Origin of the sequence: Citrobacter sp. ABFQG (genome assembly GCF_004322975.1) — a bacterium.
GTDB classification, from domain to species: Bacteria; Pseudomonadota; Gammaproteobacteria; order Enterobacterales; family Enterobacteriaceae; genus Citrobacter; species Citrobacter freundii.
The window spans coordinates 3,694,402-3,709,618 of sequence record NZ_CP036435.1; the positions used below are offsets into that span (position 1 = coordinate 3,694,402).

The 15,217-nt window shown below is 48.8% G+C and carries 15 protein-coding genes; 8 read left to right on the forward strand and 7 right to left on the reverse strand.

What is annotated here, in order from left to right:
• The first annotated feature begins 2 nt into the window (after positions 1-2).
• Genes hisD through hisIE form a run of 7 tightly spaced genes read left to right on the forward strand, consistent with a single transcriptional unit; the run spans position 3 to position 6,137 of the window.
• Positions 3-1,307 carry a histidinol dehydrogenase gene (gene hisD, locus WN16_RS18255; protein WP_044701949.1) on the forward strand — a complete coding sequence of 435 codons (1,305 nt, stop codon included), beginning with the start codon at positions 3-5 and terminating at the stop codon, positions 1,305-1,307.
• A complete protein-coding gene (gene hisC / locus WN16_RS18260) occupies positions 1,304-2,383 on the forward strand; it encodes a histidinol-phosphate transaminase (RefSeq protein WP_044701948.1) in 1,080 nt (359 codons plus the stop codon). Before hisD ends, hisC begins: the two co-directional genes overlap by 4 nt.
• Complete coding sequence (hisB, locus tag WN16_RS18265) at positions 2,380-3,447, forward strand: bifunctional histidinol-phosphatase/imidazoleglycerol-phosphate dehydratase HisB (protein ID WP_044701945.1); 1,068 nt, start codon at positions 2,380-2,382, stop codon at positions 3,445-3,447. Before hisC ends, hisB begins: the two co-directional genes overlap by 4 nt.
• A complete protein-coding gene (gene hisH, locus WN16_RS18270) occupies positions 3,447-4,037 on the forward strand; it encodes an imidazole glycerol phosphate synthase subunit HisH (protein ID WP_003844282.1) in 591 nt (196 codons plus the stop codon). Before hisB ends, hisH begins: the two co-directional genes overlap by 1 nt.
• Positions 4,037-4,774 carry a 1-(5-phosphoribosyl)-5-[(5-phosphoribosylamino)methylideneamino]imidazole-4-carboxamide isomerase gene (gene hisA / locus WN16_RS18275; protein WP_044701944.1) on the forward strand — a complete coding sequence of 246 codons (738 nt, stop codon included), beginning with the start codon at positions 4,037-4,039 and terminating at the stop codon, positions 4,772-4,774. Before hisH ends, hisA begins: the two co-directional genes overlap by 1 nt.
• Positions 4,756-5,532 (forward strand): imidazole glycerol phosphate synthase subunit HisF, encoded by a 777-nt coding sequence (gene hisF, locus WN16_RS18280; RefSeq protein WP_044701941.1) that lies wholly within the window; start codon positions 4,756-4,758, stop codon positions 5,530-5,532. The genes hisA and hisF overlap by 19 nt, the downstream gene beginning before the upstream one ends.
• A complete protein-coding gene (gene hisIE / locus WN16_RS18285; RefSeq protein ID WP_044701940.1) occupies positions 5,526-6,137 on the forward strand; it encodes a bifunctional phosphoribosyl-AMP cyclohydrolase/phosphoribosyl-ATP diphosphatase HisIE in 612 nt (203 codons plus the stop codon). The genes hisF and hisIE overlap by 7 nt, the downstream gene beginning before the upstream one ends.
• Before the next feature lie 53 nt (positions 6,138-6,190).
• Here hisIE and wzzB read toward each other — a convergent pair whose 3' ends face one another.
• On the reverse strand, positions 6,191-7,174 hold the full coding sequence (gene wzzB, locus WN16_RS18290; RefSeq protein ID WP_044701938.1) for an LPS O-antigen chain length determinant protein WzzB: 984 nt from the start codon (positions 7,172-7,174) through the stop codon (positions 6,191-6,193).
• Between the two features lie 406 nt (positions 7,175-7,580).
• Between wzzB and WN16_RS18300 the strand changes: the two genes are divergently transcribed.
• Complete coding sequence (locus tag WN16_RS18300) at positions 7,581-8,585, forward strand: NAD-dependent epimerase (protein WP_044701936.1); 1,005 nt, start codon at positions 7,581-7,583, stop codon at positions 8,583-8,585.
• Positions 8,586-8,643: 58 nt separating this feature from the next.
• On the opposite strand, the gene ugd is transcribed toward WN16_RS18300, so the two are convergent.
• The 6 genes from ugd to rfbC form a co-directional block, all read right to left on the reverse strand.
• A complete protein-coding gene (gene ugd / locus WN16_RS18305) occupies positions 8,644-9,810 on the reverse strand; it encodes a UDP-glucose 6-dehydrogenase (RefSeq protein WP_044701934.1) in 1,167 nt (388 codons plus the stop codon).
• Positions 9,811-10,008: 198 nt separating this feature from the next.
• Positions 10,009-11,415 carry an NADP-dependent phosphogluconate dehydrogenase gene (gene gndA / locus WN16_RS18310; RefSeq protein WP_032936740.1) on the reverse strand — a complete coding sequence of 469 codons (1,407 nt, stop codon included), beginning with the start codon at positions 11,413-11,415 and terminating at the stop codon, positions 10,009-10,011.
• A 332-nt stretch (positions 11,416-11,747) separates the two neighbouring features.
• A complete protein-coding gene (gene rfbA, locus WN16_RS18315) occupies positions 11,748-12,620 on the reverse strand; it encodes a glucose-1-phosphate thymidylyltransferase RfbA (RefSeq protein ID WP_044701931.1) in 873 nt (290 codons plus the stop codon).
• Positions 12,621-12,658: 38 nt separating this feature from the next.
• Positions 12,659-13,558, reverse strand: coding sequence for a dTDP-4-dehydrorhamnose reductase (rfbD, locus tag WN16_RS18320; RefSeq protein WP_044701929.1), 900 nt, complete (start codon positions 13,556-13,558; stop codon positions 12,659-12,661).
• Entirely contained in the window at positions 13,558-14,646 is a 1,089-nt protein-coding gene (rfbB, locus tag WN16_RS18325) for a dTDP-glucose 4,6-dehydratase (RefSeq protein WP_003844298.1), read from the reverse strand. The genes rfbD and rfbB overlap by 1 nt, the downstream gene beginning before the upstream one ends.
• A gap of 16 nt (positions 14,647-14,662) precedes the next feature.
• Positions 14,663-15,205, reverse strand: coding sequence for a dTDP-4-dehydrorhamnose 3,5-epimerase (rfbC, locus tag WN16_RS18330; protein ID WP_003844299.1), 543 nt, complete (start codon positions 15,203-15,205; stop codon positions 14,663-14,665).
• Positions 15,206-15,217: the final 12 nt, after the last annotated feature.

Consider the following 15,217-nt stretch of genomic DNA (forward strand, 5'->3'; position numbering starts at 1 on the left):
CCATGAGCTTCAATACCCTGATTGACTGGAATAGCTGTAGCCCCGAACAGCAACGCGAACTGCTGATGCGCCCGGCTATTTCCGCCTCGGAAAGCATCAGCCGTACGGTGGCCGAGATCCTTGAGAACGTCAAAAATAACGGCGACCGGGCGCTGCGTGAATACAGCGCGAAGTTTGATAAAACCGAGGTCGGCGCGCTGCGCGTCACCGAGGAAGAAATCCAGCAAACCAGTAGTCGCCTGAGCGACGAACTGAAACAAGCTATGCAGGCAGCGGTGCGTAATATTGATACTTTCCACACCGCGCAGATCCTGCCACCGGTGGATATTGAAACTCAGCCAGGTGTGCGCTGCCAGCAGGTTACCCGCCCTATCGCTTCCGTGGGCCTGTATATTCCAGGAGGTTCAGCGCCGCTGTTCTCTACCGTATTAATGCTGGCGACCCCGGCGCGTATCGCCGGCTGCAAAAAAGTGGTGCTGTGCTCACCGCCGCCGATTGCCGATGAAATTCTCTACGCCGCGCAACTGTGTGGTGTAAAAGAGGTGTTTAATGTGGGCGGCGCTCAGGCTATTGCCGCGCTGGCGCTGGGCACCGAATCTATTCCTAAGGTCGATAAAATCTTCGGGCCGGGCAATGCGTATGTGACCGAAGCCAAACGTCAGGTCAGCCAGCGTCTTGACGGCGCGGCCATCGACATGCCTGCTGGTCCGTCCGAAGTGCTGGTTATCGCCGACAGCGGCGCGACGCCGGACTTTGTTGCCTCTGACCTGCTTTCTCAGGCAGAACACGGCCCCGACTCGCAGGTGATCCTGCTGACGCCAGACGCTACGCTTGCCGAAGGCGTTGCCAAAGCCGTAGAGCGCCAGCTCGCTGAGCTTTCCCGCGCTGAGACCGCCCGCCAGGCGCTCAGTGCCAGTCGGCTGATTATCGCCAAAGATCTGGCGCAGTGCGTGGCCATTTCTAACGCCTACGGTCCGGAACACTTGATTATTCAGACCCGCAACGCACGTGAACTGGTTGATGAGATCACCAGCGCCGGTTCGGTGTTCCTCGGCGACTGGTCGCCGGAATCCGCAGGCGACTACGCTTCTGGCACCAACCACGTTCTTCCGACCTACGGCTATACCGCGACTTGCTCAAGTCTTGGGCTGGCTGACTTCCAGAAACGGATGACTGTACAGGAATTAACCCCACAAGGTTTCTCTGGCCTGGCCTCAACCATTGAAATACTGGCCGCTGCTGAACGACTGACTGCACACCAAAATGCCGTTACCCTGCGCGTTAACGCCCTGAAGGAGCAAGCATGAGCACTGACAACTTTCTCAGCGTCACTGATTTAGCCCGGAAGAATGTTCGCGAGTTAACGCCCTATCAGTCTGCCCGTCGTCTCGGCGGTAACGGCGATGTCTGGCTCAACGCGAATGAATATCCCACCGCTGTGGAGTTCCAGCTCAGTCAGCAAACGCTGAACCGCTACCCGGAGTGTCAGCCGAAAGCGGTGATTGAGAATTACGCGCAGTATGCTGGCGTCAAACCGGAGCAGGTGCTGGTCAGCCGCGGCGCAGATGAAGGGATCGAGCTGCTGGTGCGCGCGTTTTGCGAACCCGGTAAAGATGCCATTCTCTACTGCCCGCCGACTTACGGCATGTACAGCGTCAGCGCCGAAACGATTGGCGTCGAATGCCGCACCGTTCCGACCCTTGATAACTGGCAGCTGGATTTGCAAGGCATCGCGGACAAGATTGATGGCGTGAAGGTGGTCTACGTTTGCAGCCCTAATAACCCAACCGGCCAGTTGATTAACCCGCAGGATCTGCGTTCACTGCTCGAAATGACGCAGGGTAAAGCTATTGTGGTCGCTGATGAGGCCTATATTGAGTTTTGCCCGCAAGCCACGCTCGCAGGCTGGCTGTCTGAGTATCCGCATCTGGTGATATTACGCACGTTGTCAAAAGCGTTTGCTCTCGCCGGTTTACGCTGCGGGTTTACGCTGGCGAATGAAGAGGTTATCAATCTGCTGTTAAAGGTGATTGCCCCTTACCCACTCTCTACGCCGGTGGCAGATATCGCCGCCCAAGCCCTGACGCCGCAAGGGATTTCCGCCATGCGTAAACGCGTAGAGCAGATCCTGGAAGAGCGTCAGTATCTGGTAGATAACCTGAAAACGATTCGCTGTGTAGAACAGGTTTTCGACTCTGAAACCAACTATGTTCTGGCGCGCTTCACCGCATCAAGTAGCGTATTTAAATCTTTGTGGGATCAGGGCATTATCTTACGAGATCAGAATAAACAACCTTCGTTAAGCGGCTGCCTGCGAATTACTGTCGGAACCCGTGAAGAGAGCCAGCGCGTCATTGACGCCTTACGTGCGGAGCAAGTATGAGCCAGAAGTATCTTTTTATTGACCGTGATGGAACCCTGATTTCCGAACCGCCAAGTGACTTTCAGGTCGATCGCTTTGACAAACTCGCCTTCGAGCCGGAAGTTGTTCCCGTTTTGCTGAAACTGCAAAAAGCAGGTTTTAAGCTGGTTATGATCACTAACCAGGATGGGCTCGGAACGCAGAGTTTCCCCCAGGCTGATTTTGACGGTCCGCATAACCTGATGATGCAAATTTTCACCTCTCAGGGTGTGACATTTGATGAGGTACTGATTTGCCCGCACCTGCCAGCGGACGAGTGCGATTGCCGTAAGCCAAAAGTGAAGCTGGTTGAACAGTATCTGGTTGAACAGGCCATGGATATGGCGAACAGCTACGTCATAGGCGATCGGGCAACCGATATTCAGCTCGCTGAAAACATGGGCATTAGCGGATTGCGTTACCATCGCGACACCCTGAACTGGGTGATGATCGGCGAGCATCTGACCAAACGTGACCGCTACGCACACGTAGAGCGTAATACTAAAGAAACGCAGATTGACGTCAAAGTCTGGCTGGACCGTGAAGGCCAAAGCAAAATCAATACCGGCGTTGGCTTCTTTGACCACATGCTGGATCAAATCGCCACCCATGGCGGTTTTCGCATGGAGATAGCCGTCAAGGGCGATCTATATATTGACGATCACCACACCGTTGAAGATACCGGTCTGGCGCTGGGTGAAGCTTTAAAGCTGGCATTAGGCGATAAACGCGGCATCAATCGTTTTGGTTTTGTGCTGCCGATGGACGAGTGCCTGGCGCGTTGCGCACTGGATATTTCCGGCCGCCCGCACCTGGAGTACCGCGCGGAGTTTACCTACCAGCGCGTTGGCGATCTGAGCACAGAGATGATCGAACACTTCTTCCGCTCACTCTCTTACACCATGGGCGTCACCCTGCACCTGAAAACCAAAGGCAAAAATGACCACCACCGTGTGGAGAGCCTGTTTAAAGCCTTTGGCCGTACGCTGCGTCAGGCGATTCGCGTCGAAGGCGACACGCTGCCCTCTTCAAAAGGAGTGCTGTAATGGACGTGGTGATTCTGGACACCGGCTGCGCCAACCTGCACTCGGTAAAATCCGCCGTCGCACGCCATGGATACGATCCTGTTGTCAGCCGTGACCCGGACGTGGTGCTGCGCGCCGATAAACTGTTTCTGCCGGGCGTCGGTACCGCCCAGGCGGCGATGGACCAGTTGCACGAGCGTGAACTGATTGAGCTGATCAAAGCCTGTACGCAACCAGTGCTGGGGATCTGCTTAGGCATGCAACTGCTGGGCCGTCGCAGCGAAGAGAGTAACGGCGTATCCCTGCTGGGCATTATTGAGCAGGATGTCCCGAAGATGACCGATTTCGGTCTGCCGCTGCCGCACATGGGCTGGAATCGCGTCTATCCACAAGCGGGAAATCGTCTGTTCCAGGGCATTGAAGATGGCGCATATTTCTACTTTGTACACAGCTACGCTATGCCGGTAAACCCGTGGACCATCGCCCAGTGTCATTACGGTGAACCGTTTACCGCGGCAGTACAAAAAGACAATTTCTTTGGCGTACAGTTTCACCCGGAACGTTCGGGCGCGGCTGGGGCGCAGTTGCTGAAAAACTTTCTGGAGATGTAATGATTATTCCGGCATTAGATTTAATCGACGGCACGGTGGTGCGTCTTCATCAGGGCGATTACGCAACACAACGTGATTACGGCAACGATCCGCTCCCCCGTTTGCAGGATTACGCCGCCCAGGGTGCCGAAGTACTGCACCTGGTTGATTTAACCGGCGCGAAAGACCCGGCGCAGCGCCAGATCCCGCTGATTAAAACGCTGGTCGCTGGCGTCAACGTTCCAGTGCAGGTTGGCGGCGGCGTGCGTACCGAAGCGGACGTGGCGGCGCTGCTTGACGCTGGCGTGGCGCGCGTGGTGGTGGGTTCGACGGCGGTAAAATCCCCCGAAGAAGTCAAAAGCTGGTTTGCTCGTTTTGGTGCCGATGCGCTGGTGCTGGCACTGGACGTTCGTATTGACGAGCGCGGGAACAAACAGGTAGCGGTTAGCGGCTGGCAGGAAGATTCCGGGGTTTCACTGGAAGAACTGGTTGAGACCTATTTACCCGTCGGCCTGAAGCACGTGCTGTGCACCGATATCTCCCGCGACGGCACGCTGACGGGCTCAAACGTCGCGCTTTATGAAGAAGTGTGCGCCAAATATCCGCAGGTGGCGTTTCAGTCATCTGGCGGCATTGGTGGAATTGAGGACGTAGCGGCCCTGCGCGGGACCGGTGTCCGTGGTGTTATCGTCGGACGAGCCCTGCTGGAAGGTATGTTCACCGTTGAGGAGGCCATACAATGCTGGCAAAACGCATAATTCCTTGCCTGGACGTCCGTGACGGACAGGTGGTAAAAGGCGTCCAGTTCCGTAATCACGAGATTATTGGCGACATTGTCCCACTGGCAAAACGCTATGCCGATGAAGGCGCAGATGAACTGGTGTTCTACGATATCACCGCTTCCAGCGATGGCCGCGTAGTGGATAAAAGCTGGGTATCACGCGTGGCGGAAGTGATCGATATTCCGTTCTGTGTTGCCGGTGGCATTAAATCCATCGACGATGCGGCACGTATCCTCTCTTTCGGAGCGGACAAAATCTCCATCAACTCCCCGGCGCTGGCCGAACCGGAACTAATCACCCGTCTGGCGGATCGCTTTGGCGTGCAGTGCATCGTGGTGGGCATCGATACCTGGTATGACGCCGAAACCGGCAAATATCACGTTAATCAGTATACCGGGGATGAAAGCCGTACCCGCGTCACGCAGTGGGAAACACTGGACTGGGTGCAGGAAGTCCAAAAACGCGGCGCGGGCGAAATCGTCCTGAACATGATGAATCAGGACGGCGTACGTAACGGTTATGACCTGGAACAGTTGAAAAAAGTACGTGACGTTTGCCACGTCCCGCTGATTGCCTCCGGCGGCGCGGGCACCATGGAACACTTTCTCGAAGCCTTCCAGGATGCCGACGTTGACGGCGCGCTTGCCGCCTCCGTCTTCCACAAGCAAATCATCAATATTGGCGAATTAAAAGCGTACCTGGCAACACAGGGCGTGGAGATCAGGATATGTTAACGAAGCAACAATGCCGTGAGCTGGACTGGGAAAAAACCGACGGGCTGATGCCAGTCATCGTGCAGCATGCGGTTTCCGGTGAAGTATTGATGCTGGGTTATATGAATCCGGAGGCGTTGGATAAAACGCTCGAAAGCGGCAAAGTGACCTTTTTCTCGCGGACCAAGCAGCGCCTGTGGACCAAAGGAGAGACCTCAGGTCACTTCCTGAATGTGGTGAGCATTGCGCCTGACTGCGACAACGACACTTTGCTAGTGCTGGTTAACCCGATTGGCCCAACCTGCCATAAAGGCACCTCAAGCTGCTTTGGTGACACCAGCCACCAGTGGCTGTTCCTGTATCAGCTTGAGCAACTGCTGGCCGAACGTAAAACCGCTGACCCAGCCAGTTCTTACACCGCGAAACTGTATGCCAGCGGCACCAAACGCATCGCACAGAAAGTGGGTGAAGAAGGCGTAGAAACCGCGCTGGCTGCGACGGTGAACGACCGTTTTGAGCTGACAAATGAAGCCTCTGATCTGATGTATCACCTGCTGGTGCTGCTGCAGGATCAGAAACTCGACCTGACGACGGTGATTGAGAATTTACGTAAGCGTCATCAGTAAGTTGCAAATGTAAAAAAACCGGGCAAGCCCGGTTTTTTTATTGAGATGAGCGCTTACTCTGTTTTGCCTTTATAGCTGCGCAACGCATTTCGCCCCAGCACCACGCCAGCCCCAATCATCCCGCCGAGCAGAACCGCCAGCACCAGGGTAATCGCTTTTTTCGGACTGTCACGACGAACCGGTAACGTTGGTTTCATCACGTAGCGGTAGGCGTGTAACTCCGCCCCTTCAAGCTTAAGACTTTCGATATCCAACAGCTTTTGTTTGGTCTGGAAGTAGTTATCAGACAATATCAAAGGGCGTGTGGATTCGTGCTCAATCATGGATTTCAGGGCATCGCTACCCAACAGGAACATGCTATCCTGCGTCACATCCTGCGTCTGCTGAATTTGCGGCTTAATCACACCAGCTTGTTCTGCATAACGCAGCGCTTCCTGAATTTGCTTAATTCGCAGATCTTTTTGCTCCTGCGCGACCACTTCCTGAGTTTTCAAGGAGTCCTGAAGCGTAGTTGTTTGCAATTTGATGTTATCAACCAGATCAAGCTCCAGCTCTTTGGCAACCTTTTCATCTGTTTGTTGAATATATTCAGCCAATTGACGCTGAGCTTCTTCTGGAGAACCAGCTACATAAGCGACCGCCAACGGCAATGGTTGCCCTTTTACAGACTGCTCAATCGACAGTTTTTCAGGCTTTTCCTGATTATCCAGCGTTTCCGCCAACGCAGAGAATGACGTACTAAAACGGCCAATCACGTTTGCCTGTAACTCAGTAACCTTAGGGGCACTGGCACCATACAACACGTTAAGTGCGTTGTTATAGGTGGCAATCTGTCCAACATCCGGTTGAGTGATAATTGCTGTAGAGGTCCATTTCTCCTTAGCAACTGCCAGATAGCCCACAGCAAGCACTATGGCAATAACAATCGCAATAACGATTGTTACTTTCCCGCGCCACAACTGTACTAGTAAATCAATCAGATCAATCTGTTCCGGATCATGACTGCTCCCGGACATGTTGTTATCACTTACAGACATAGAAACCCTAGATCCTAGATAAGGAAAGACTTAAACTGGGATTAGTTTAGCTATAAATTGAGGCAATGCCATAGGATTAATGATAAAAAAATCAAATTGTTTGAGGGATTTTGATTGGTATTTCAATCACTACTGAAAATCAATACGATCAAACAAAAGTGTAAATACTCAAAGAACACTTTCATGAGCAAAAAAACAGCAATAATCAGATTTCATGCCCGCCAATCGTTGCACTTTACAATTCATTTTAATGAATTCATGTCGTGAATACTTACCGTCTAACCAGTAAAGATGGTAAGCGTAAAAAATATAACAATTAGCTTTTTTACCATCTAACGGTATCATTCCACTTTTTAGTAGCGCCTGTTGGTGCCTGGCTATTATTTAGCCAAAAAGAGGAATAAACATGAAATACCTGGTTACGGGTGCCGCTGGTTTCATCGGCTTCCACGTTAGCAAACGCCTCCTTGAGGCTGGCCATCAAGTAGTCGGTATTGATAATCTGAACGATTACTACGACGCCAGTCTTAAACAAGCTCGTCTGGAATTACTTGCGCAGCCTGGTTTCCAGTTTAATAAAATTGATTTAGCCGACCGCGAAGGCATGACTGAACTCTTCGCATCCGGGCATTTTGAACGTGTCATTCATCTTGCCGCACAGGCTGGCGTACGTTATTCACTCGAAAACCCGCATGCCTATGCAGACTCAAATCTCACAGGATTTCTGAACATACTGGAAGGGTGTCGCCATAATAAAATTCAGCATTTACTCTATGCCTCATCCAGTTCAGTTTACGGCCTGAATCGCAAAATGCCTTTCTCTACGGATGATTCCGTCGATCATCCCGTGTCGCTGTATGCAGCAACCAAAAAAGCCAACGAGCTGATGGCTCATACTTATTCCCACCTGTACGGATTGCCCACCACCGGGTTGCGTTTTTTCACCGTGTACGGCCCATGGGGTCGACCGGATATGGCGCTGTTCAAGTTCACCAAAGCGATGCTGGAAGGGAAAAGTATTGACGTCTATAACTACGGCAAAATGAAGCGTGACTTTACCTATATCGATGATATCGCAGAAGCGATCATTCGCCTGCAGGATGTCATTCCACACGCAGACACACAATGGACCGTTGAAACAGGCACGCCAGCAGCCAGCATTGCGCCCTATCGCGTCTACAATATCGGCAATAGTTCACCGGTTGAGCTAATGGACTATATCCAGGCTTTGGAAGATGCTCTGGGTATTGAAGCGAAGAAAAACATGCTACCACTACAGCCAGGTGATGTACTGGAAACCAGCGCAGACACTAAAGCACTGTATGAGGTAATTGGTTTTAAACCTGAAACCACGGTAAAAGATGGGGTGAAGAACTTTGTTGACTGGTATCGTAATTTCTACAAAGTTTAATTACTGACCTGATTAAAATAAAAAGGCCTTTTATAAGGCCTTTTTTATGGAGACGAGATTAATCACTACCAAACAAATCGCGGGTATAAACTTTATCGGCAACATCAGCTAATTCTGACGTCATGCGGTTAGAAATAATAATATCCGCTTCATTTTTGAACGCATTAAGATCACGCACAACTCGGGAATGGAAAAATTCATCCTCTTCCATGACCGGTTCATAGATAATAACGGGTACGCCCTTGGCTTTAATGCGCTTCATGATGCCCTGAATCGATGATGCCCGGAAATTATCGGAACCACTTTTCATGATCAAACGGTACACGCCGACCACCTTAGGCTTACGCGCAAGAATAGAATCTGCAATGAAGTCCTTACGCGTACGGTTCGCATCAACAATCGCGCCAATAATGTTATTCGGTACAGACGCGTAGTTAGCCAGCAACTGCTTAGTATCTTTCGGCAGGCAGTAACCACCATAGCCGAATGACGGATTGTTGTAGTGATTACCGATACGCGGATCCAGGCACACACCTTCAATAATCTGCCGTGAGTTCAAGCCAAGACTTTCTGCATAGCTATCCAGCTCGTTAAAGTAGGCAACACGTAACGCCAGATAGGTGTTAGCGAACAACTTGATGGCTTCGGCTTCAGTAGAGTCGGTAAACAGCGTCGGAATGTCTTTTTTAACCGCACCTTCCTGCAGCAACGCGGCAAAACGCTCGGCTCGTTCGGAACGTTCACCAATAACGATACGGGACGGATGCAAGTTGTCGTATAGCGCACGACCTTCACGCAGGAATTCTGGCGAAAAGAAAATATTGTCGATACCCAACTGTTCTTTAATGGAGTTCGTAAAGCCAACCGGAATCGTTGATTTAATTACCATCACCGCATTTGGGTTGATTTCGACCACATCGCGGATCACTGACTCGACGCTCGAAGTGTTAAAGTAGTTAGTTGTCGGATCGTAATCAGTCGGTGTCGCGATGATAACGTAGTCCGCGTCGCGGTAAGCATCATACTTATCGGTCGTTGCACGGAAATTCAGCTGTTTTGTCGCCAGATATTCTTCGATCTCCTTATCAACGATCGGCGATTTTTTCTGATTCAGCATCTCGACCTTCGTCGGAACGATATCCAGAGCGACCACTTCGTGGTGCTGGGCAATCAGAATACCGTTCGACAAACCTACATAACCTGTTCCTGAGATAGTTATCTTCATTCGCTGTGTAACTTCTTCCGGTTGAACATTTGAGGGTGAACACGCTGCCAACAACGTGGCGCATCGGCTCTGCATTGCGCCAGTATATCGTGATTTGCTACAACACCGGATATCGGACCTGACTGAATCCCATTTTTTGGCAATAAAAAAGCCCGGAGGAGCGCTCCGGGCCTGGATTCACAGTTAGACTAAATCAGATTAATCCAGCCATTCGGTGTGGAACACGCCTTCTTTATCGGTGCGTTTATACGTATGTGCACCAAAGTAGTCGCGCTGGGCCTGGATCAGGTTAGCCGGCAGTACCGCAGAGCGGTAGCTGTCGTAGTAGGCTATCGCTGCAGAGAAGGTCGGTACCGGAATACCGTTCTGCACAGCATAAGCCACTACATCACGTAGCGCTTGCTGATATTCGTCAGCGATATTTTTGAAATACGGAGCCAGCAGCAGGTTCGCGATGCCTTTGTTTTCAGCATAGGCGTCGGTGATTTTCTGCAGGAATTGCGCACGAATGATGCAGCCCGCGCGGAAGATCTTCGCAATTTCGCCGTAGTTCAGATCCCAGTTGTATTCGTCAGATGCGGCACGCAGTTGAGAGAAGCCCTGAGCATAAGAGACGATTTTGCCCAAATACAGCGCGCGACGGACCTTCTCAACAAACTCTGCTTTATCACCAGCCAGTTTAGCCTGCGGGCCAGACAGCACTTTAGATGCCGCAACGCGCTGGTCTTTCAGAGAAGAGATGTAGCGAGCGAATACGGATTCGGTGATCAGCGACAGCGGTTCGCCCAGATCCAGAGAGCTCTGGCTGGTCCATTTACCGGTGCCTTTGTTCGCCGCTTCGTCCAGGATCACATCAACAAGGTATTTACCCTCTTCGTCTTTCTTGGTGAAGATATCTTTGGTGATGTCGATCAGATAGCTGCTCAGCTCGCCTTCATTCCACTCGGTGAAAGTAGTTGCCAGCTCTTCGTTAGACAGGTTCAAACCGCCTTTCAGCAGAGAATAGGCTTCCGCAATCAGCTGCATATCGCCATATTCGATCCCGTTGTGCACCATCTTCACATAGTGACCTGCGCCATCGGCACCGATATAGGTCACGCACGGTTCGCCATCTTCAGCAACAGCGGCGATTTTAGTCAGAATCGGCGCAACCAGTTCGTACGCTTCTTTCTGGCCGCCAGGCATAATAGACGGACCTTTCAAGGCCCCCTCCTCACCGCCGGACACGCCGGTACCGATGAAGTTGAAGCCTTCAGCTGACAGTTCACGATTACGACGAATGGTGTCCTGGAAGAAGGTGTTACCACCATCAATGATGATGTCGCCTTTATCCAGATACGGCTTCAGGGAATCAATAGCAGCATCGGTGCCAGCACCCGCTTTCACCATTAACAGGATACGACGTGGGGTTTCAAGAGACTCGACGAACTCTTTCACCGTGTAATAAGGAACCAGTTTCTTACCCGGGTTCTCGGCAACAACTTCTTCAGTTTTCTCGCGGGAGCGGTTGAAGATGGAGACGGTATAACCACGGCTTTCGATGTTGAGCGCCAGGTTGCGCCCCATCACTGCCATACCGACGACGCCGATCTGTTGCTTGGACATTACATACTCCTGTCAGGTGTGGTCACCGCGCGACGTAAACGCGGCTTGAGATGTGGTCTAGATATTAACTCGATAATAGCAATTTTGAATAGCCTTTAATTTCACAAAATAGCAAAAATCAAACAGTCAAAATCACTGAATTAATCACAAAATAATAATAGAATTGAAGTTAGGTTCAATATAAAACACGAACTATAAAAACAATTGAAATTTGATTATGTACCACCTGATGAAAATTAAGTGATACATATCTTCCTTTAAAAGCAACATTAGTCGCTCAGGAATACAATTCATCTAAAAACTCAAGTGTGTATATTATGAGTTCACAATAACTATTTAATCAATTTAGCAAGATATTTTCCATAGTTATTCTTTGCCATCGGTTCAGCAAGTTTGAGAACCTGGTCAGCAGTGATAAATCCTTTACGGAATGCAATCTCCTCCGGGCAAGCAACTTTTAACCCCTGACGTTCTTCAATAGTTGCAATAAAATTACTAGCTTCGATGAGACTCTGGTGAGTACCAGTATCAAGCCACGCATAACCACGTCCCATCATCTCAACGGAGAGATTTCCTTGCTCCAGATAAAGTTGATTAATATCTGTGATTTCTAGCTCACCGCGCGCCGAAGGCTTCAGGGTCTTAGCTAGGGAAACTGCACTATTATCATAGAAATAAAGTCCAGTCACTGCATAGTTACTTTTAGGTTTTGCGGGCTTCTCTTCTAAGGAGATAGCCTTGCCTGTCTCATCAAACTCGGCTACGCCATATCGCTCTGGATCATTGACATGATAAGCAAAAACAGTCGCACCTGATTCTTTTTTCACTGCGTTTGAAAGTAATTTTGGTAAATCATGACCGTAGAAAATATTATCACCTAACACTAGCGCACAACTATCATCACCTATGAACTCTTCACCAATAATGAAAGCCTGAGCCAGACCATCAGGACTATCCTGTATTTTATACTTTAAGTTCAGTCCCCACTGACTCCCATCACCTAGCAGTTGTTCAAATCGAGGCGTATCCTGGGGTGTACTGATAATAAGTATATCTCGAATCCCTGCCAGCATTAACGTGGTCAGTGGATAGTAAATCATCGGTTTATCATAGATCGGTAATAATTGCTTACTCACCGCCATTGTAACTGGGTAAAGTCGTGTTCCTGAACCACCTGCTAAAATAATACCTTTACGAGTTGTCATTTTTTATCTCAAATAGTGTTTATGCCAAAGAGTAGGGATCAAAGTGACGATGCGGTAAATAGTTCAGCCAACATCCGCTTCACACCAACCTGCCATTGTGGTAACTGCAGATTGAAAGTCGTCTGAAATTTTTCCGTTGAAAGACGGGAGTTTCCAGGACGGCAAGCTGGTGTCAGATATTCACTCGTTGATATTTTTCTGACATCCTTAACAGCTAATTCAATCCCTGCTTTACGTGCTTGAGCAAAAACCAATTCAGCGTAATCAGCCCAAGTTGTAACCCCAGATGCAACCAAATGATATAAGCCAGCGACTTCTGGCCTAGCTTGTGCGGTGATAATGGCGTGAGCAGTGCAATCAGCAAGCAACTCAGCACCAGTCGGTGCACCAAATTGGTCACAGATAACCGACAAAGTCACATTTTTTTTTGCCAATCTTAGCATAGTCTTGGCAAAATTATTCCCTTTACCAGCATAGACCCAGCTAGTACGAAATATAAGATATTTTTCACAATGTTGCTGCAATAATTGCTCACCAGCTAGTTTGGTTTCACCATAAACATTGAGCGGATTCGTCGGGTCAGTTTCTTTCTTTGCAATGTCACCATCACCAGGGAAAACGTAATCAGTGGAGTAGTGGATAACCCAAGCATCGATCTTTTTGGCTTCCGATGCAATAGCCCCAACACTCTCGGCATTCACTATATACGCCAACTCAGATTCGGACTCTGCTTTGTCAACTGCGGTATATGCAGCAGCATTAACAATAACATCAGGTTTGATTCGGCGTATAGTTTCGGCAATCCCTTCGGGATTGGCAAAATCACCACAATACTCACTAGAATTAAAATCTAGTGCAGTCAATTTACCCAAAGGGGCCAATGCCCGCTGTAGCTCCCAACCTACCTGCCCGCCCTTACCAAATAATAGTATATTCATTACACTCGATCCTTATAGTTATGCTTAATCCAGTTAGCATACTCCCCGCTTCTCACATTATTTATCCACTCTGTATTGTCGAGATACCACTGGACAGTCTTGCGAATCCCGGACTCAAAGCTTTCCTGAGGGGACCAATTAAGTTCATTTTTGATTTTATCCGCATCTATAGCATAACGACGGTCATGGCCCGGTCGATCTGCAACCCAGCTAATTAGTTCACGGTATGAAGTTGAAGATGGAACGAGTTCATCAAGTAAATCACAAATTGCATGAACCACTTCAATATTTTTTTTCTCATTATGCCCGCCTATGTTATAGGTTTCTCCTGGCGTGCCTTTAGTCAATACGCAATAAAGCGCACGTGCATGATCCTCTACATATAGCCAGTCTCGAATTTGATCACCCTTGCCATAGATTGGCAATTGTTTTCCTTCAAGGGCATTCAGTATCACCAGAGGTATAAGTTTTTCTGGAAAGTGATATGGACCATAGTTATTAGAGCAATTAGTAACAATTGTCGGTAAACCGTAAGTCCGCTTCCACGCACGCACCAAATGATCACTGGATGCTTTTGAAGCTGAATATGGGCTGCTTGGTGCATAAGCTGTTTCCTCGGTGAACAACGGTAATGAATCATTATCGCCTTCCCATTGATCCGGGTGCGGTAAGTCACCGTAAACCTCATCAGTTGAAATATGATGAAATCGGAACGCTTCTTTACGTGAACTTTCTAAGTTATTCCAGTAAGCTCTACACACCTCTAACAATGTGTATGTACCTACAATATTCGTTTCAATAAAATCTGCCGGACCAGAAATTGAGCGATCTACATGGCTTTCTGCAGCCAAATGCATAATTAAATCAGGTTGATGACGTTCGAAAATGCGTTCAATGTCAGCTTTATCGCAAATATCTGCTTTCTCGAAAGAATAACGCTCATTATCAGCAATGCTTTTTAACGATTCTAGATTACCTGCGTAGGTCAATTTATCAACATTGACAACATAGTCAGCGGTATTATTTATAATATATCGAACCACTGCAGAACCAATAAAGCCCGCACCGCCTGTTACCAGAATTTTCATCAAATAGACCTATAAATTAAAGTTGAGAAGCATATTCTTTAAAAGTTAATCCTTTCATATCCTTATCAGAAAGAATAGGATCGGATACCAGCCATTCAATATTCAGATCAGCATCATTCCATAAAATACATTTTTCACTTGCAGGATCGTAATAATTTGTACACTTATATTCAAAATCAGCGACATCAGAGAGAACAACAAAACCATGAGCAAGTCCTGGCGCGATCCAAAATTGTTTTTTATTGCTTTCGCTAAGAATTACTGACTCCCAAAGACCAAAAGTTGGTGAATTTTTACGGATATCAACGGCCACATCAAGTACTTCTCCATGGACCACACGAACTAACTTGCCTTGTGGATTATTGGTCTGGAGATGTAAGCCGCGTAAAACATTTTTGACTGAACGTGAATGGTTATCCTGGATAAAATCATGTTCAATATCTAACATTTTCTTATAACGCTGGGCGTTAAATGTTTCCAAAAAGAAACCACGTACATCTTCAAATACTTTGGGTTCTATGATCTTAACACCATTGATCTTAGTATCAATAACTTTCATCATCGCACCTTT